Source organism: Spiroplasma floricola 23-6 (assembly GCF_002813555.1).
GTDB lineage: Bacteria > Bacillota_I > Bacilli_A > Mycoplasmatales > Mycoplasmataceae > Spiroplasma_A > Spiroplasma_A floricola.
Window position 1 is genome coordinate 1,132,984 of sequence record NZ_CP025057.1, and the last position, 20,116, is coordinate 1,153,099.

A 20,116-nucleotide genomic window follows, 5' to 3' on the forward strand; every position below is an offset into this window, starting at 1 on the left:
AAATAAAAACTGCTTTTTATAGCAGTTTTTTTATTTACTTGGGGTATTTCTTACCCCCTTACTTTTTCCCTCGCCCTTTTATTAGTTCCATCATATTTTACACTTATCTCAGTTGGTTTTTTTGGATTATTAATTAAATAACTCAAATTAATTGAGTTATTTTTTGGTCCTAGTTTATTAAATTCTAATATAAAATAATATTTAAACTCATTCATTTTAAAAAGTTTTTCCTTTGAAAAATTTATAATATATATTTTTTGTTCTAAACTAAAGTTAATGCTCAAGTTTTTTTTCGCGAAATCAGTTTTTTTAATAACTGATGGCTTTTCTTTCTCTTGAGTATCGTTTTCTCCTTTTATTTCTACATTATTAGATTTAGTATAAGAATATATTAAAAAACTCAAAATAGATATTGTAAATAATAATAAAATTGATACAAAAAACAGCTTATAATTTTTTTTCTTTTTCATTTATATAATTTATTATCCTTTCTTTATTTTTTCATCCTATATTGTTTAACTCCTCTATTTTATAATTAATTAAATAAGTATACTTTTTATTCACTTTATCATAAGAATAATTAATCTTGTAGATATCATTTTCAAAATTATCATAAGTATAATCAACTAAAAAATATCTTGAGTTAAGATTAATAAATCTACTATAAATAATTGAATTATTATACAATGGATTTCAAAGTATCCCTTTTGTCCCTACTTCACTATCCTCAACTATATTTTTTGTAAATAAATATTTTGTCCTATTTAAACTAACTATTTCATAATTATCTTCTTTTTGTTTAACCTCATCTATTACTTTTTTAACATTATAATAGCTGCCAAAATTGGAATCACTTTTTAACTTTGGAGTAGAAGTTAAAAACTCTGTTCTATTTAATCCTTTTAAATAAAGTTTCAAAAAGGAAGTCATTTTATTTCCTAAAATTGATAAATCTAAATAATCTCATAAACTATATTTATTTTCCAAAGTCATAATAGGATCTATTGTATTTGAATATCTTGAATAGGTTTTAATTTTTATATCATTTCTTAGCAACTCAAAATAATTTCTTTTATACTTAAAATTAAAATCATAATTTATATAGCTATAGGCTAAATTAGCAATTGTAATTGTACATTGATTTTCTTCATACTTGTGTTGAGTTAAATTTCTTCTATCTATTTCAATACTTCCATAATTTGTATGTGGCTTTAATTCAAATCCTTGTACATCATAACTAGCACTATAAGAAATAAATATTTGTTGTTGATCTTCAATTAAACTTGCAGGAATATCTAATTTTATAAAATCAAAATCATTCAATATATATTTGCCATTTCTTTTTGCAGTAATTATATAACTTGGAATTTTAAATAAGTCTTCTTTACCATTTTTAATTGGTTGAATACCATTTTTAGTTCTTATATAAAATTGAATCATTCCCATCTTAAAATAAATTTGGGCTTCATTTTGATAAGTTTTTTTAAAAAAATTATCAAAATAATCATATCCTTCTGCATTAGATAAACTTGGTCTTATAAATAATCTATAGTACTCCTTTTTGTTATAAGTAAATTTCTCATTAATAAATATAGTATCAATATTGAAACTATTCATTTCAACAGGACTTACTTTTATAAACTCTTTATTTTGATTTTCTTGTGTAAATTTTATTTCATCTTTTAAAGATATATTTAAAATGTTTATCACCTCAATTAAACTATCGTCAATTAAAATAAAAAAAATCTCTTTTATTTAAAAGAGATTTTAGTTTCTTAAATGGGGCGTGTAAAGGGAATTGAACCCTCGAGTGCCGGAACCACAATCCGGAGCGTTAACCACTTCGCCATACACGCCATGAAAATATTTCACTTACTTATTATACTAAAAAAATATTTTATGTGTTAAAAAAGAATAAAAAAAATACAATAAATTATTGTATTTTAAGAAACAGTAAAAATTTCTGGTTTTTCAAGAATTGATTTAACTTTTGCCAAGAATTGTCCTGCTTCTGCAGCATCAATAATTCTTTGATCTACTGTTAAACTCATATTCATTATTGCTTTAATAGCTAATTTTTCATTATCAACTACAACTGGCTTTTTAACAACTTTACCTACACCAACAACTGCAGCGTTTGGATAAAAAATTGTTGGAGTTGCTTGAATTGCTCCAATATTTCCATAGTTGGCAATCGTAATTGTACTTCCATCAACTTCATAATTATAAAGTTCTCCTGATCTAAGTCTTGAAGTTACTTCTTTAATATCTATTGCCACTTCTTTTATTGATAACTTTTCCACAAACTTAAGTACAGGAATAATTAATCCTTCTGTTGTTTCTGTTGCAAGACCTATATGATGATATTTTTTAATTAATACTTCATTTGTTTCAGCATCATAACTTGAGTTCAATTTTGGATATTCTTCAAGAGCAATAGAAATAGCTTTTGCTATAAATGAAATTGTAGTAAATTTAATATTATTTTGAGTTTGTTTCAACATGTGTTTTAATTTTAAAATAGCACTCATATCTATTTCAGTTGAAATAGTAAGAGGAGGTATAAAATTTTGACTTAAAATCATTGATTTAACTGCTGGATTTCTATTTTTATTTACCTTAGTTCTTTCAACAACTTTATTTTCATCATTAGATTCAAATTGTAAATAACCTAGAGAGTTATCTGGTTTATCTTTTTCAAAATTTACATCCTGAATATTTTCTTTCTCTCTCTCTTTTTTATCAAATTCTCATTTTTCTTTTAAGTCTCTTTCAACTCTTTCAATTATTTCTCTTTCTAATCGAGCTCTTTCTTCTTCTTGACATTTTTTTTCTTTTAAATCTTTTGCAAATGAATTAATTTCATCTTTAATTATTGCTTTTAAATCATTTGCATTAAATTCTCTGTTAGGTTCTCTTTTTTGATTTTGATTCATATTTTGGATCATATTTTGCATTAACATATATTGCATCATTTGACCAAATGTATCTGTTCCAGCATTAAAATGTGATTGTTGATTTAATTTTGAAGTTGCTGCATTTAATTGATTTTGTTCTTTTAAAGTTCTTTGCAAATCTTTAATTTGATCTTTTAAAAATTCCAAAGTTTCATCTGCAACTTTTTTATCTGATACTTTCACAAGTTCATCATCTTTCTTCTCAATTTCTGTTTTAATTTCTTTTTGAATAATTTTTGGTGTTTTAACCAATATTTTTTCTTCTTCAAAATCCTGAGTAGGCTCTATTTGTTCTGTATTTTCTACAATTATATTTTCATGAGTTCTTTTAAAAGGCACTCGAATATTGCTTAAAGTTTCTTGAGTAGTTTCAATATTTTGTTTTTCTTTATATGCAGTATATAGATTTGTAGCTCTTAGTCAAGCTTCAAACTCTTCTATTCCTTTTGGTGTTTGATTATAAGGAATATAGAGCATAGCTCCAGTAATAGGGTCTTGATGAGGTACTTCTCTTAAAAATTCTTTTGGAATACCAATTTCATTAATTTTTTTATTGAAATCCATATTATCTTCTTGAATTCCTTTTTCAACCACTTTTCTTCTTTGATTAATAAGATTTCTCTCATCACGATTTTTTATAATATCTCATCTTCTTGAAGTATCATAAAGATTTGAAAGTTTTGATTCAGCATAAGTTTTGGTTGGTTTATGAATAATCTCTTCCACTAATTCCTCTGGTTTCTTTTTAGGCATAATAATTCCACTATGAGGACTTAAATCATTTGCATCAATTGTATTTTCTTCATCACTTTCAATATAAGACCCATATGATATTCCAAAAAGACCATCTTGAGAAGATCCTTGTTTTATTAATGTTTTCTTTAAATTAACGTCAAAATCTCTTTGTTTCATTTTTTCAACCTCTTGTGTACTGTTGACATTATTAGCAGAGCTTTTAAGTCTTTGATTATCGAGTATAGCATTACTTTTTGTTGCTACTATATTTTGTTCAAGAACACTTGGATCTCCCCCAGCATTATTTAATTTTTCCATTCTAGCTTGAATAATATTTCTCATTATTAAAGGTCTACCTTTTTCATCAGTTTTTGACATTGCATCAATTACTTGATTTTCATTTTGAGCCTCTTTAAAATCATTTTCTTCTAAAAGTTTTTCTTTTCTAGCTTGAACTAATTGTCTAAACTTACTTACTCCTGATGAATTATTTGTCGAAAATAAATTACTACCAGCTTCTTCATTTATGTCTTCTTTAGTCATTTTAAGTAATTCTTCTCTTGTTAAATCACCTATAACTTTATTTTGAGGAGCATTTTTAATTGAGTCTTTTATATTAGCTCTCATTTGAGCAAACTTATCTTTTGGTTGTTGATTTCCTTGACTCATGCTTTGATCTTTTTCCTCCATTTTTTGAACTTTTTGTAAAGTATCCATAATGTCATCTCTGCCTGTTGAAAAAGGTGTGACTGCTTGATTATATCTATCATATACAACAGCTCCTGAAAATGAATCAGCTACTGTTTCAACACCTTCTAACTTAGGTTCATCTTCTTGTGTTGAAATAAAAATTTCTTCTTCATTATTCTTTTTAGAATTTGTTTTTTTAATACTTTTATTTTTAAATTTTTGTATTTCTTTTTCACCAACAGCAATATTTGCTAAAATACTTCCATTTTTTACAGAAGTTCCTAAATTAATAGTTTTTGTAATTATACCATTATAGTTGGATTTTATATTAATTTTAGACCCATCATCTAATTCTATAAGAGCAAAGTCTTGTCCAAAATTAATTTCTTCATCAGAAAATAATCATTCTTTTAAAATTCCTTTAGATGGTAAATTTCTAACCCTCATATGAACCATAAAGCATCGCTCCTTTTTAAAATATCCACTATCTATAATTATATAAAAAATAAAGGCAAAATCCTACCTTTATTAGTTAACATATTAATATATAAAATATTATTTTTAAAACAGCTAATCAACATACTTAGTTTTAAATATAATGACTCCTTTTTTTACAAGTTTCTTGTAACGTTCTGCTTCTCTAAGATTTTCTTTAACAAAAGGTCTATCCTTATAATTTAAAGAAACAATAAATCTTTTAATCTGCTCTTTATTTGCTTTTTTCAGTATTTTCTGTTGTTTTATAGCAGCTTTTTTTACTTTTTCTTCTAAAAATCTAGCTTTAAAGTATTCTTTTCTCTTTTTTATTCTTTCTTTTTTTGGTAGTGATTTAATACTTTTTAAAAATACTTTATAAGCTGTTTTTTTATGAAGTAGAGTCATTTTATATTCATTTTTTGCAGTACTTTTTTTCAATTTAGCTTTTTGTTTACGATAGGCATGTTCTTCACTTGTAATAAGATTTCCCTCAATATCATGTCATCTATAGAATTTTTTATTATTTCAACTTAAATATACAAATTGTAAACCAACAACTAGAAAAGTTATAGCAAAGCAAGATATTACAAAAACAAGAAGTATAAATCATTGTGGTAATAAATTTTCACTAAAAACTGTTCCATTTGCTTCTAATTTAAATTGATGAATATTTAAAAATCAATATGGATATCACATTTGTTGACTAAAGTGTCTAGTTTGGTCAATAACTCCATTATCTGAGTTTCAGATATTTGTCCAAAACCAACTATCTGCAGGAAGAGAATAAATTTTTTTAAAAAGTTCCGGCGAATAGTAATTAAATCGAATTTCACCTCTTATCATTGCAAAAGCTAAATATCCTGCAGGATAAGTACATGTCAAAGGAAGTGCAAATTTTGAATATCTTCTAGCAGAAAAATATTGATCTCCACAAGATAATAAAAAGTAACCTATCATAATACTTGGTATACACAAATGTAAAACCATTGTAGAAATTCAATTTGATGGATAATATGCATCCATTTCATCACTTGATGCTAAAAGACCAAATCAGAAAACTAACATTGTTACTGTAATATAAACTGTCATAGCTAATTCAATACCAAAAACCGGTTTTGAATTATATATTCTTTTCATAAACAAGGCAGCTACTAAATATAGAACTACTGCATAGTTAGATTGTGTTGTAAAAAAAGAATAATATATATTTAATCTTTCAATTGCTGGTAAACCTTCAAGATTTTTTTTAGGTGAATATATTTGAAGTACAAAGTCTAATATTAAAAAGGAAATTAATAATATTAAAACCATGACCTTTAAAGAAAATTCAAAATCTTTATTAAGTTTCATTTACTCTCACCCGACTTCTCAATATAAAAATTATATCTAATTAAAAACAAAAAACCAAACCTGAAATTTGATTTTTAGAAATATTTTATAAAAATTTTAATGTTTCTTTGCAAATCATTAATTCTTCATTTGTTCTTACTTTAAAAACAGGTATTTTTGAATCTGTTGAAGATATTTTTAAATAATCTCCATATTTTTGATCATTTAATTTAGAATCTATTGATAATTCTAATAAACCACACTTTTGAGCAACTCTTTCTCTTATATTTGAAGCATTTTCTCCAATACCTGCTGTAAATATAATTCCATCAATTTTGCTATTAATTTGATTTACAAATTTGACTACAAAATCAGCAACAGTCTGTGTGTAAATTTCTAAAGCAAGTTTAGCTTGTTCATTATTTTTTGAGGCTGCATCAACTACATCTCTCATATCACTGCTTATTTCACTTATACCATACAAACCTGATTCCTTATTTAACATATCTGTAATTTCAAATACATTTTTTCCTGTTTCTTTAGAAACATATTGAAGAATTGATGGATCAATATCTCCACTTCTTGTTCCCATCATTAAACCTGCTAAAGGAGTTAATCCCATTGTTGTATTATATGATTTTCCATTTTTAATAGCACAAATACTTGCTCCATTACCTAAATGACAAACAATTAAATTTAAATCTTCTTTATTTTTGTTAAATATTTCTTGAGCTTTATATGTAATATAATCATAGCTAATCCCATGAAAACCATATTTTCTAACTTTTAAATCTTTGTATCATTTGTAAGGTACTGAGTACATATAACTAATTTCTGGCATTGTTTGATGATATGAAGTATCAAAACATCCAACAAGTTTAGCTTTTGGCAAACTTTCTTGAAATGCATTAATTGAAGTTAAAGCACCTGGATTGTGTAATGGAGCTAATCTAATATTTTCCTCTATTATTTTCTTAATTTCTTGTGTTAATTCTACTGTATTGACAATTTTGTCACCACCATGTACTACTCTAAAACCAATACCTTTAATATCTTCTGGTTTTTCAATAATTTTTAACTCAGTAAACTTACTTAAAATTAACTGAACTGCTTGTAAATGGTCTATCATTTGCTCTTCAAAAACATGTTTTTTTTCATTAACTTCAATGATTAATTTACCATCAACACCTATTCTTTCTGCTAATCCTTCTACTAATGATTTAGGATTTTCAGGATTTTTAATATCAAATAATTTAAACTTAATTGAGCTACTCCCCGCATTTACTACTAATATCATTATTTATTTCCTCCATTAAACATTGATGTAAAAATTGTAATTATAGATGTTTGTTTTATATCTTCTAATGTAGCTCCTCTTGATAAGTCATTTACAGGTTTATTTAAACCTAAAATAAAAGGACCTGCAGCTTGATAATTACCAAGTCTTTGAGCTATTTTATAACCTATATTTCCTGAATTTAAATCTGGAAATACATAAACATTTGCATGTTCTTTAGTAATTTTTGATTCTGGATATTTTTTATCTCTAACGCTTTTGTCAAATGCTGAATCAAATTGCATTTCTCCATCAAACAATATACCTTTAGTATTTTTAGTTTTCAGTATTTCAACTGCCTCTTTAACTTTTTCAACACTAGGTCCCATTCCTGATCCTTTAGTTGAATAATTTAACATTGCAACTTGAACATCATCTTCATTTAGTTGCTTTGCAAAATTTGCTGCCATTGAAGCTATATCTGCTAATTGTTGAGAAGTTGGATCAACATTTAAAGCACAATCTGTAAATAAATATATGTTTTCATCTTTTGACATTAGAAATACTGAAGAGGCAATTGAATACTCTGGAGATGTTTTAATAACTTGTAAAGCAGGTCTTAAAGTATCAGCTGTTGTATATTCTAAGCCACAAATCATTGCATCTGCTAAATTTAATTTCATCATCAATACACCAAAATAGGTTTTTTGTTTTAATAGCTCAACAGCAGTTGGTTTATCAAGTTTACCCTTTCTTACCTCCAAAAATACTTCAATCATTTCTTCTTTGTTATACTCTTCAAGAACAACTACTTCAATTTTTTCATTTAAATTGCTAGGTACTTCTTTTCTTGAATTAAATAATAATATTGGTTTTGCTAAATTTTGCTCCACTAAAAATTGAGCATTTTCTTGAATTTTTAGTTGATTTCCCTCTGGAAATACTATTTTTTGTTTCTTTTCAACTAATTTTATTTTATTTTCGATTTCTTTTATTGTTCACATATTTTAACTCTCACTTTTGTATTTTTCTATTTCTTTTAATAAAGAAGATGAAACTTTTCTATTTTCATTGTCTGATAAAAATAAAACTGTTTCTAATTCACTATATATACTTTTATTACCATCATGTAATTCAATTTCATAATCCAATGTTTGAGAATCTCTTATACCTCTAACTATATAATTTATTTTTCTCTCTTTTGCAAAGTTTGCAGTAAGTTGGTTTTGATTTATTTCAATTTTTACATTATCTAAATATCTTATTTTTGATTTTATTTTCTCTATTCTTTGAACTAAATCTGGATTTTTATCTTTTGAAATATTTTTTGTAACTACTAAAATTACTTCATCAAACAGTTTTGCTGCTTTTAATAAAATATTTAAATGTCCATCATGAAAGGGATCAAAACTCCCAGGATATATAGCTTTTTTCATATTTATTCCTTTTTTAATATCATTATAATTTTATAACCTTTTTAATGAAATTTTTTTCCTTTATTATATTTTATGTAATAAAATATTCTAAAAGAAAGAAGAAAAAAAATGAAAATACTTTTAATAGATATTGGAAATACCACAGCTGATTTTCGTCTTTGAGACAGTCAACAAAGTAAATTAACAAAAATCATAAGACCTTTAACAAAAGATACGCAATGAAGAAGAAGTAAAGCCTTAGTAAATTATTTTAAAAATAGTAATATAAGTTTTGATAAAATAGTTTATGTTTCTGTAGTTCCTGAATGAAATGATATTTTAAGAGCTTTTGCAAGCAATATTGGAATAGACATATTGAATTTAAGAAGTGACTTGAAAATAAATAAAACTGATTTTGAAGTTGATGATATAAACAAACTTGGTGCTGATTTTATTAGTAATTTTTATGGAGCTTTAAAATCTCACAATATTAAAAATGGAGCGATCGTTTCTATGGGCACAGCTTCTACAATTGCAATCGTAGAAAATAAAAAATTTAAGGGAGCAATAATTTGTCCAGGGTTAAAAAACTCTCTAAACTGTTTAATTTCAAGTGCAGTTCTTTTAAAAGATAATGCTTATAGTAAATCAAATAAAAAGTATGGAACAAATACAGTTGATGCCATAAATACAGGAGCTTTTAACGCTCACTATACAATGTTAAGTTCCACTGTTAAAAATTTAGGTTATGAATTTGCTATATTCACTGGTGGTAACTCTAGCGATTTTAAAGACGAAATTATCAAAGATAATTTTATTTTGGATGAGGAGCTAATTTTTAAAGGTTTAATAGAACTTAATAAATAAAAATAGCATTTAACTTTAGTTAAATGCTATTTAAAAAACTCAATGTATCTACAAAAATTTCTTTTTTATTAATATCAAAAAGAATCTCATGTCTTAAATTTTCATATAATTTTAATTTAGTATTCAGTTTAGCTTTTTTAAATTTTTTATATGTTTTTTTAACACTCTTACTATAATTTCCCACAGGATCATTTGAACCAGATACTAAAATTATTGGTAAGTCTTTTCTTATTTTTTTAATATTTTTATTATTTTGAATGTATATTAAGCCTTCAAATAAATCTTTAAACGCTGAAGTTGTGAAGATTTGACCACATAGTGGATCTTCAATAAATTTCTTAACATTATTTTCATCTATTGATAATCATTCCATTCCTGTTGAAGATTTCTCATTGAATTTTTTATTAAATTTTTTATAACTTAAATTTCAAATGAATTTATCTATATTTTTTGACCCATATTTTTTTTGTCTACTAATAGCAATTTTTCTACCGAATTTTAAAGCTAAATTACTTTGTCAAGCAGTTCCACTAAGTATTAATCCTTGAATAGTTTCAGAAAAATCAATGGCATAACTTCTTGCTAAAAAACTTCCCATAGAATGTCCTAACATTACTATATTTTGATTTTTATAATTTTGTTTTATATAATCATTAACTTTTTTTAAATCTTTTACTAAAATATCTCAACCATCTTTATCTGCAAAATATCCCAATTCATTATTATTTAAATCTGCTGTTTTACCATGACCTCTATGATCATTTGAAATAACAACTCAACCATTAGCATTTAAGAATTTTGCAAATTCATCATATCTTTTTGAATGCTCACAACTACCATGAACAAGTTGTAAAATTCCCTTTACAGTTTTAACATCTTCTCAAATATAAGTATATAAATTTTTACCCTCATGTCCTTTAATTAATAGTTCTTTCATAAAAAACACTCCTCTAATATTTATTTTATTCCTAAAATAAAAAAACCCCTAATTATTTAAGGGAGTTTTATTATTTTATTGCTGCTTTTGCTGTATCTAATGCTTCTCTTAATCGATCACAAGAATTTGTTAACAATTTTTGTTCTTCTTCAGCAATATCTCATTTTACAATTTCTTCAATTCCGTTTTTTCCAAGAATACATGGCACACTTGTATAAATATCCTTGTTTCCATATTCACCATCTAAATAAGCTCCAACCATCATCATTTTTAGTTCATCATTTAATATTGTTTTAGCAATTTTTGCTAAACAAGCACCGATACCATAGTTAGTAACTCTTTTTTTCTCAATAATTTTATAAGCTAAATTTGTTGCCTCATCTTTAACTTCTTCTAAATCTTCTTTAGTAATTGAACCTTCTTTTATATATTCTTCAATACTTTTTCCAAATATATATCCTCTACTTCAAGCTGCAACTGAAGAATCTCCATGCTCTCCTAATAAGAAAGCTTGAACAGCTTTTGGCATTACTCCTAATTTAACTGCCAACAGTCTTCTCAATCTTGCTGAATCTAAAGTTGTTCCTGATGAAATAACTCTTTTTTTATCAAATCCTGTAACTGATTGATAAACGTAAGTTAAAACATCAACTGGATTTGATGCAATTAATGTAATTCCTTTAAATCCTGATTTTTTAATTTGTGTTGCAATTTCTTTCATAATTTTTGCATTATCTGCAACCATTTCTAATCTAGTTTCACCAGGTTTTTGAGGTCTTCCTGCAGTAATAACTATTAATGCTGCATCTTTACAGTCTGAATAATCTCCTGCTTTAATTGAATTAAATGAATCTGGCAATACTGCTTGTGTATCAGCAATATCCATTTCATTTCCTTCTGCTGCATCTTTGAAAACATCTATTAATACATAATCATTTGCAATTCCTTGGTTAACAGCAGAATAAACAAAACTTGTTCCTACAGCTCCACAACCAACTAATACTACTTTTTTGTTATTTATCATATTTATCACTCCTACACTATTATATTAATACAAGCACAACTTATTTACACAAAAAAATACAAAAATGAAAAAAAATTGCAAAAAAATACCCTTTTGGGGTATTCATATGTACATATGATATTGTAAATTAACGTTTTGAGAATTGTGGTGCTCTACGTGCTCCATAAAGTCCGTATTTTTTACGTTCTTTAACACGAGCATCACGTGTTAATAAACCATGTCCTCTTAATTCTGGTTTGTAATCTTTTGAAGCTTCCAACAATGCTCTTGCTATTCCTAAACGAGCTGCTCCAGCTTGTCCAGTAAATCCTCCACCTTTAACAGTAATTTTGATTGAAAAATCTGATTTTGTTCCAGTTGCTTCCAAAGGTTGTTCCATATCTTGCACTAAAGTAGCATATGGGAAGAACTCTAAAGCTGGTTTCCCATTAACTATAATTCCACCTTGTCCAGGAGTTAATATAACTTGAGCAACTGAAGATTTTCTTCTTCCTGTTCCTCTATACATAACAACGTCTTTTTTTGCTGCCATTATTTATTATCTCCTTTTTTTGATTGAATCACTAATACTTCTGGATTTTGTGCTTGATGTGGATGTTCATTACCTGCATAAACGTGTAATGCACGGTATTGATTTCCCCCTTGAACATTTTTTGGTAACATTAATCTTACTGCTCTTTCAATAATTCTTTCAGGGAATAATTTACGTTGTGTTGCAACGTTTCTAGATTTTAATCCCCCAGGATGCATTGAGTGGTGGTAGTAGTTTTTATCATTTTCTTTTTTACCTGATAAAATTACTTTTTCTGCATTGATTACGATTACATGATCTCCATTATTAATATGAGGTGTAAAAGTTGGTTTATTTTTTCCTCTAAGTACCATAGCAATTTGTGTAGATAATCTACCCAAAGTTGCTCCAGTAGCGTCAACTACATATCATTTTTTAGCAATATCTGCTGTTTTAATAAGTGTAGTTTGTTTCATGTGCTTTTTCTCCTTACCTTCCGGGGCTTGTGAGTAAGCAAATATATTATACATTATTTCTTAATAGTGACAAACAAAAATAATAGAAAATATAAAAAACCTCAGGTTTAATCTTTCAAATAGAATAATAACATAAGGTTTTTAATTTTAATTAAATTTTATTGAAAATAACTAAAAGTCAATTCAATACCATCATTGTCTTTTAAATAATGTGCTTTTTTATCATAATCTCCATTTTGCTCTTCTGGAGATTCTGGTCTGTTATCATTTTCTTGATATGGTTTTAAAGTGAATTTCATTTTATATCTATTTTCTTGTCCTTCAATTGGCTCTGCTTTAAAATTATCTAAATCTAAGTCATTGACAAATAATCCCCAATAAGTTGGATTTGTTAAATTATCAATAATAAATTGCATTAATACAGTATACTGATCTTTTCCAGGTAAAGTTCCTAATTCTGTTTTTGGAGAATCCAAATTATTTGAAGCTTTGACCATTTCCTTTATAGTCATTGGATATGTGTCATTTTCAGGAGAAATAAATTCTTTGACATCATAATTTAACTCTAAAGATCCATAATAACCAGTAGGTTTTTCTTTAGGAATTGTATCATTTATTTTTATGGTTGCTCCATCAAGATTTTTATTATATACAAAGTTTTTAGAATTAGTTAACTCTTCTCCAACTTTTGGAAGTTGTTTAATCATGTCCATATTATTAAACATTAAACCCATCATTATTGTTCTTGGTCTATGATCATAAATTGTACCTATACTAGTAACTTTAAAAACATCTTGTAAATGTAAGGAATTTGTAATTTTAATTGAAGCAGTTATTTTATCATTACTATTTTTTTTGTTTGTAATAATAAAATCATAGTTAGCATTTCTAAATATATCAGTATTTTGTAAATCAGCTTCAATTCCATTTTTTAAAACTTGGATATTTAAATCACTCTCTTCATATCCTGCTAATTTTAAACATTGTAAAATTTCTTTTAACAAATCATCTGTATAAAATATCTTTTGAACATCTACACTATCCAAGTTTACATTTTCAAATCCATTTTTTACTATTGGTAAAATGGGAGCTGGTCTTCAAATATTACTTCCCCCCACACTCTTACAAGAAACTACACTCATTGTTAAAGAAGGAACAAAAATAAATGCTGAAATACTTATAATTATTTTATTAAATACTTTACTCATTTTTTTAGCCTCCTTGTACTGCCAATAACATACTTACTCTTTTTAAAGAATTTCAACTTAAAATATTACTTATAATATATAGTAATCATGTTCCCAAAATTCCAGGTATTATATATCATATTTGGAAACTTAATGGTAATGCTATAAGTGGTGTTAATACATTAACACTAAGAGTTATAATTCCCCAAGCTACTCCAAATCCTATAATTGAACTGATAATAGCAACTGGAATATATATACCAATAAATAATTTACTTATATAAAATTCTTTATAACCAAGTATTTTCATAACAGCAATTATTTTTGCATTTTCAGAAATTACTAAATTAATAGTTAATAAGATAATAATGGCACTTAAAAATATTGAAACAAATACAACGAAATAAATAATCATATTTACTGTATCATTTACTCTAGAAATAACTTTTAAAGCTTCATCAGTTTTAACAGCTTTTTCAATTGAGCTATTTGAATATCCAGAATATGAAGTGGTAGCATCTGATCCACCATTTAAACCAATCATGGAGTAATCTCCATATTTTTGATTTGTTGAAACTCCTTTTGAAATATCTGTAAAACTATTATCATAAGAACTTTTATAATTAAATAAAGGATATTCAGATTCAAATAATTTCATATATATTTCGTTTCCAGATTGATTTGTTCAATTTTTAAATTCACTAAACAGCTCACTATTTGAAGTATTTTTGCTTATTAGTTCATTTAGTTTTTCTGATAATCTTTTTATTTCATTATTTGGGTTTTTAGGATTTCGTCACTCTTCCATAAAAACTCTAAATAATAGTTCTTCAGACTCTTTATATTTAGACATTTCTTTAGCTTTTTCATTATTAATTCAAGCTTTATTATCTCCATATTGATCAACAATTCCAGATATTGTGTATTCAAAGTCTGATTCTAAATTTTTAATAGATATATTTGAGTTTGCAATATTTTTTGACATTTCTGTTGCTCCAACTAAACTTGGGCTAGTTACATCTATTTTTGATTTATAAACTCTATTATCTCCTAAAGGATTTATAACAGAGTTTTTTCAACCATTTCCATTATCTTTAATCATTGAAGAACTATATAAGTTAGAAGCTAATGTAAATCCATCTTCACTAGTTGAAGCTTTTAAAGATGAAGTATTTCAACTATCCATTTTTATTTCTTGTTCTTTATAATTTAAAGCACTAATTATGTGAGTTACGTTTACTCTATCTCCTGTTTTTAAATTTAATCTTTTTGCAAGAGATTGATTAATTAATATTGAATCATTGTTTTTAAATAATTCTTTTTTTAAATCGTTTCCTTTTACATCATTTAAAATTTGAGTTTTATTATCTTCTTTAATACCATAAAGTTTTAAATTCAGATTCTTAATATAACCATTTAAGTAAATTCCAATATCTTCTTTTTGTGAGTTATAAGGAATTAAATTAAATAAAGTATTAAAGTTTCCATCTTCTTTTTTAAACTCTTCTTCAAGAGTTGTTTTTATCATAGAAGGTGATTGACTGTAAATTCCTTGTAAAAAAGCTTGTTGTAAGTTATTAAAGAAAGATGCAATTATTCAATTATAAATTGGAATCATAACTGTGATTCTGGATTGAGTTCAATTTTCATTTTCTTCTCTATAATCATAAAGAGATTTTTCCATTGGTTCATCACCTTCAATTTGTCCAGTTTTCAAAACAAAAGTTGAAGGCATAGTATAGCTACTTCCAAATATATTTTTAAAGTCGCTATTAGATATCATTGGTTTTCCATCTTTTTCAGAACCACCTGTTGCATTTAAAAGATATTTTGAATTAACTTTCCTGAAATAATCACTTCTAGAAACTACAGAATCTATTCCAATAGTGTTTCTATATTTTAAATAAAATTGTCTTAATTTTTCTAACTCTTCAATATTTTCATTAGCTTTTGCATCACTTGAAATAATATTTAACAGTGATTGCTTGTTTCAATATTTATCTAAATTAAAACTTTTTAAATCAGGTCATAAATTAAAAATAACTGTTTTATAATAATTATTTTTAGTTCAAATATCTGTAATGTCTCCAAGATCTAAAGTAAGATTTTGATTTTTTAAATAATCTATATCAATTGATTTATATGTCATATCAGTTAAAGAACCAACGTCAGTTGAAGGATTATAAATCTTTTGTGAAACATTATTATTTAAATACATATTTCATATATTCTCTGATTCAGATACATCTAAATTATTTCCACTACTATAAGGATTATAAGTTTTATAAAAACTTGTGGGTACATTATAAAGAGGACTATTATATTCAATTTGATTGTCATAACCATCTTTTATATAAGTTTTAACTTTATTTTGATTTAATACATTTGGCATGATAGCTCCAACTGTAATTAAAGATGAAGAAACTAACATAACTGTAAATACAGATAATAGTTTTAAAATGGAACCAGATAATATAGCTCCTTTAAATCTACCATCAAATTTTCTTCCTTTAACCAATACTTTTTTTATAGTAAGTTTAAATCTATTAGTTGAACTTCTGCTTTCAAAATTTATCATTTGGAGAGGTGTAAATTTATTAAATACATAAAAATATGTAATTAATGTAATAATTTCTAAAAAGATAAACATTCCAAAAATAGTTACAAGAAATGATTCTCAAGATATTTCAAAAGATTGCATTTTTATAGAGAAAAAGTTATTAATAATTGATATAACTGCTTCTTGCATAACCATTCCTAATAAATAACCCGCTGTTCCCCCTATTATAGAAATAAATAAGGGATACAAACCATTTGATCATATTAATTGAGCTTTTTTATAACCAAGAGAAAGTAGTACTCCTGATTGTCCAAAAGATTTTTTAATTTGATTATTTAACATTACAACCAACATGACAATACCAATAGATAAAGTTATAAATATAATAATGTAGCTAAATATTTTATAACTATTTATTGTTAATTTTAATAATGTTGTTCTTCCATAAAATTTATATCTTGTATCTCCTCTTTGTAAGACTATTGGAACTGTTTTATTTAATGTATTTTCATAACCAGCATATAAATTAAGTTCCTTTGCTTTATCTAAATTTGTTAAATATTCATTTATCTTATCTGTAGAGTTTTTAATATCATTTCTATTTTTAAATTTTGCTACAAAAGTTACTTCTTTATCTGTATTAGAAGAAGCTGAAATAACTTCTTCATTTTTAATTTCACTGTTTGTATATCAAATTTTTTGATTTTGTGGATTATTAAGTTCAAAAATATTTTCTGGAAAAATACTTTGATAATAAGTATTTATAATTCCCAAATTTGAAGGTTCAATATAAACTAAACCTTCACTTTTAGTATTTGGAAGAGGTTTTGTTTCATCTATTATTGGAGTTGAAAAATCAGCAGTTGAACCAAAACCTACAACTTGAAATCAATCTTGACTAGCATATTTTGTATTCTTTATTCAAGAATTAATATCTATATTTTTATAAAGAGATAGATTAACTGGAGTAATTTCACTATCCTCTACACGCATAGTTGTTCCATACTCATCATCTTTTAATCTAATAACATCATCAATTTTAATATTATTTGCTGTTGCAAATTCTTCATTTAAATAAACTCATTTTTTTGTATTAATATTTGTTGCCTGAGTATATTGCTTTCACAGTTCAATACTCATTCCCTTGCTAACAACAAATTTATCAACTTTTTGATCTGGGTTTAATGCAAAAACCTTTAAAGTTTTATTTGAAGATAAAGTAGAAATTCTAGACTCTACTCTATCAAAATCAAAAGCTAAATCTGTATTATTTAGTTTATTTTGTAAATAAGTTATTAATAAATTATCTTTAATTTCATCATTTGAGATATTTTTACTAAATAAATCTTTTTCAAAATCTTTTACATATGAAGCTTTTGATAAATCAATTACAAAGTCATGGATATTACTATTATTTTCAGAAATAAAACTATTATAGGACTTCTCAATTCTACTTGTTGAAGAGTAGGAAAGAGTAAAGACAAAGGAAGTTAAAAACACTAGAACAATAATTGTAATTAACTGTATTTTATTTCTTAATAAGTTTTTAAAAGCATTTTTAAAAAATGGTTTTTGATTTTTCATTAGTTAGTTGATGTTACTTTAAAACTTTGTGATTTATATCCATTAACTTTAATTGTAATATTAGCGTTTTTTGTAGCTTTTGATGAGTTTAATTTTATTGAATAGTTGTTCTCACCTTTATCGATAAGTTCTGCAGTTATATCTGATTTATCTGATTCTACAGTTACAATTTGACCTTCCAACATATTTATCATGGCAAAATCAATTTGTAGTTCTTCAGTTATTTTGAATGTTTTATCTGAAATTGCTTCTGAAGGTTTTTGATTTAAAACTATAATATCATGACCTTGATAAAAGTTTCCTTTAGTAGCTGCAGTCATATCAAAATATCCCATACCTTTACTATGTCTTTCTTCAAATTTTTTATTCTCTTCATATTTAGCAAGATTCCCTGCACCTGTACCTATTCCTGCTCAAAAACCAGGACTAATGTAACTTTGAAATGCTGCTCCATCATGTCCATATAATATATCTGATCCTGGTAAAACATCAAATTTAAAATCAAGATATTTTCCGTTATCATCTTTTGTATTAAAAATAATATTTGTAAATTCAATAAAATGACTTAAAGATATTTTACTTTTAAACTCTTGACTTAACTGATTGTAAACTTCAGTTTTAGCATTTTTTTGTCCACTTTTTGATTTATCTACTAAATTTTGAGCACTTATATTAACTTTTTTATTTTCTGGCAATGATTCATATATAGTTATTCTATCTTCTTGTACAAATTTTTGAGTAAATTCAATAACAGAATTTGCTTTAAAAATACCTTTCAGATCTGGCATTCCATTTATCTTAAAAGTTGTTGCTGAAACTGTAGATTTGCTCATTAACTCTTTTCCTGGAGCTCCTAAATCTTTAACTAAATTATTTTTTATATATTCTAACTGTTTATTTTTAGCCCCAACTTGTTCAAAAATAATTGCTGCTAATGATATACTATCTTTTGAATTTGCTAAAACTTTATCTAGTTGATTGAAAGAACCTTTAAATAATCTTATTTCACCAAGATTTGTATTTACAAAATACTTTACTGGGTCGATATTTTGATTCAAGATAAGAGTTGTTTCTCCTTTTACATTTTGGTTTCCCTCTTTAGCAGCTATTATACATTGAGCTCCTATTCCATTATTTCCAGTTCCCTCAATAATTTCTATATTTAAGTCATTTAATAATAAATTAAGTCCATTTATTTCATTGAAACTAGCTAATACAGATTCTTCAGTTACTTTAAATCCCTCATCTCCAATAGCAATTGAAGAATCGATTAATCCATTAGTCATATTACCTGCCATAACATTTAACACTAAATTTTCTTGTGCTAAATCAAATTCTGCTAAAGTAATTTTAATATTTACATCAACACTAGTATTGCTTGATGATTTAATTGTTAATTTTAAATCATCAACTGCTTGATTATTAGCTGTTACTTTAATTCTTTTATTTGCTGAATCAAGTTCTGCAGAAGCATAGCCTTCTTTATTAAAGATAAATTCTGAAGGTTTTTTATCTTCAGACAATGAATCTCAGTTCACTATAGTTAAGTATTCATATTTACTTGTTTTTAAATATAAAGAAGTTTTATCCAATTTAAACTGATCTTCTTGTTGTATTTCATTTACATTAACTGTAATTACTTCTTTATGTCCTTTTTCAGACTCTGCAGTAATCTTTACTACAGATTTTTTTGCATTAGCTAAAGGACTTATTGTTATTTGCCCCTCTAAACCAGTAGTTGCTTGAACAATACCTTCTTCACTATAAGTAAATTTTGTTGGTTTAGATCTATTATTTAAAATCTCTCAATTAGTAATTTTAATATTTCCAGGGTTTTTTGTATCTATATCTATTTGATTTTTATCTAATTTAAAATTTGCATCTGGTAAGTTTTCATCTCCTCCAGGTGCTGTTACATTTCCACATGCAACAACTGAAAATACAGGTGCTGAACATAAAGTTGCACTTGCTAACAATATTAATAATTTCTTCATTTTCCTATTTCTCCTATTTATTTTTTTTAAAATTTTTAAGTATAATAAAAAATACTATTTTTTTTATTAATAGAACATTTATAAATTTATTGTTAAA

At 25.5% G+C, this 20,116-nt stretch carries 15 protein-coding genes and 1 tRNA gene; 1 reads left to right on the forward strand and 15 read right to left on the reverse strand.

Features of this window, described 5'->3' with window-relative positions; all coding sequences use genetic code 4:
* Window positions 1-50: 50 nt before the first annotated feature.
* The 8 genes from SFLOR_RS05110 to coaD form a co-directional block, all read right to left on the reverse strand.
* Window positions 51-470, reverse strand: a complete 420-nt coding sequence (locus SFLOR_RS05110; protein WP_100916996.1) for a hypothetical protein — start codon at window positions 468-470, stop codon at window positions 51-53.
* On the reverse strand, window positions 448-1,710 hold the full coding sequence (locus SFLOR_RS05115) for a hypothetical protein (protein ID WP_100916997.1): 1,263 nt from the start codon (window positions 1,708-1,710) through the stop codon (window positions 448-450). The genes SFLOR_RS05110 and SFLOR_RS05115 overlap by 23 nt, the downstream gene beginning before the upstream one ends.
* Window positions 1,711-1,780: 70 nt before the next feature.
* Window positions 1,781-1,856, reverse strand: a tRNA-His gene (locus SFLOR_RS05120).
* An 87-nt stretch (window positions 1,857-1,943) separates the two neighbouring features.
* Window positions 1,944-4,838 carry a 2-oxo acid dehydrogenase subunit E2 gene (locus SFLOR_RS05125; protein ID WP_100916998.1) on the reverse strand — a complete coding sequence of 965 codons (2,895 nt, stop codon included), beginning with the start codon at window positions 4,836-4,838 and terminating at the stop codon, window positions 1,944-1,946.
* Window positions 4,839-4,952: 114 nt separating this feature from the next.
* Complete coding sequence (locus SFLOR_RS05130; protein WP_100916999.1) at window positions 4,953-6,209, reverse strand: Pr6Pr family membrane protein; 1,257 nt, start codon at window positions 6,207-6,209, stop codon at window positions 4,953-4,955.
* Between the two features lie 85 nt (window positions 6,210-6,294).
* Window positions 6,295-7,485, reverse strand: a complete 1,191-nt coding sequence (locus SFLOR_RS05135) for an acetate kinase (RefSeq protein WP_100917000.1) — start codon at window positions 7,483-7,485, stop codon at window positions 6,295-6,297.
* Window positions 7,485-8,468 carry a phosphate acetyltransferase gene (gene pta, locus SFLOR_RS05140; RefSeq protein ID WP_100917001.1) on the reverse strand — a complete coding sequence of 328 codons (984 nt, stop codon included), beginning with the start codon at window positions 8,466-8,468 and terminating at the stop codon, window positions 7,485-7,487. The genes SFLOR_RS05135 and pta overlap by 1 nt, the downstream gene beginning before the upstream one ends.
* Window positions 8,469-8,471: 3 nt before the next feature.
* On the reverse strand, window positions 8,472-8,900 hold the full coding sequence (coaD, locus tag SFLOR_RS05145) for a pantetheine-phosphate adenylyltransferase (protein WP_100917002.1): 429 nt from the start codon (window positions 8,898-8,900) through the stop codon (window positions 8,472-8,474).
* A gap of 108 nt (window positions 8,901-9,008) precedes the next feature.
* On the opposite strand from coaD, the gene SFLOR_RS05150 reads away from it, so the two are divergent.
* On the forward strand, window positions 9,009-9,746 hold the full coding sequence (locus SFLOR_RS05150; RefSeq protein ID WP_100917003.1) for a type III pantothenate kinase: 738 nt from the start codon (window positions 9,009-9,011) through the stop codon (window positions 9,744-9,746).
* Between the two features lie 19 nt (window positions 9,747-9,765).
* Here the strand turns inward: SFLOR_RS05150 and SFLOR_RS05155 are convergent, their stop codons facing one another.
* From SFLOR_RS05155 to SFLOR_RS05185, 7 genes are all read right to left on the reverse strand, one after another.
* Window positions 9,766-10,683: an alpha/beta fold hydrolase gene (locus tag SFLOR_RS05155; protein WP_100917004.1), complete on the reverse strand. Its 918-nt coding sequence runs from the start codon at window positions 10,681-10,683 to the stop codon at window positions 9,766-9,768.
* A 70-nt stretch (window positions 10,684-10,753) separates the two neighbouring features.
* The gene (locus tag SFLOR_RS05160) at window positions 10,754-11,707 is read right to left on the reverse strand and encodes an L-lactate dehydrogenase (protein WP_100917005.1); all 954 of its coding nucleotides are present in this window, start codon (window positions 11,705-11,707) and stop codon (window positions 10,754-10,756) included.
* Window positions 11,708-11,834: 127 nt separating this feature from the next.
* Window positions 11,835-12,239 carry a 30S ribosomal protein S9 gene (gene rpsI / locus SFLOR_RS05165; RefSeq protein ID WP_100917006.1) on the reverse strand — a complete coding sequence of 135 codons (405 nt, stop codon included), beginning with the start codon at window positions 12,237-12,239 and terminating at the stop codon, window positions 11,835-11,837.
* Window positions 12,239-12,694: a 50S ribosomal protein L13 gene (rplM, locus tag SFLOR_RS05170; RefSeq protein ID WP_100917007.1), complete on the reverse strand. Its 456-nt coding sequence runs from the start codon at window positions 12,692-12,694 to the stop codon at window positions 12,239-12,241. The genes rpsI and rplM overlap by 1 nt, the downstream gene beginning before the upstream one ends.
* A gap of 158 nt (window positions 12,695-12,852) precedes the next feature.
* Window positions 12,853-13,902 (reverse strand): hypothetical protein, encoded by a 1,050-nt coding sequence (locus SFLOR_RS05175; RefSeq protein ID WP_100917008.1) that lies wholly within the window; start codon window positions 13,900-13,902, stop codon window positions 12,853-12,855.
* A gap of 4 nt (window positions 13,903-13,906) precedes the next feature.
* Window positions 13,907-18,025, reverse strand: a complete 4,119-nt coding sequence (locus SFLOR_RS05180; RefSeq protein WP_100917009.1) for an FtsX-like permease family protein — start codon at window positions 18,023-18,025, stop codon at window positions 13,907-13,909.
* Window positions 18,025-20,019 carry a hypothetical protein gene (locus SFLOR_RS05185; protein ID WP_100917010.1) on the reverse strand — a complete coding sequence of 665 codons (1,995 nt, stop codon included), beginning with the start codon at window positions 20,017-20,019 and terminating at the stop codon, window positions 18,025-18,027. The genes SFLOR_RS05180 and SFLOR_RS05185 overlap by 1 nt, the downstream gene beginning before the upstream one ends.
* Window positions 20,020-20,116: the final 97 nt, after the last annotated feature.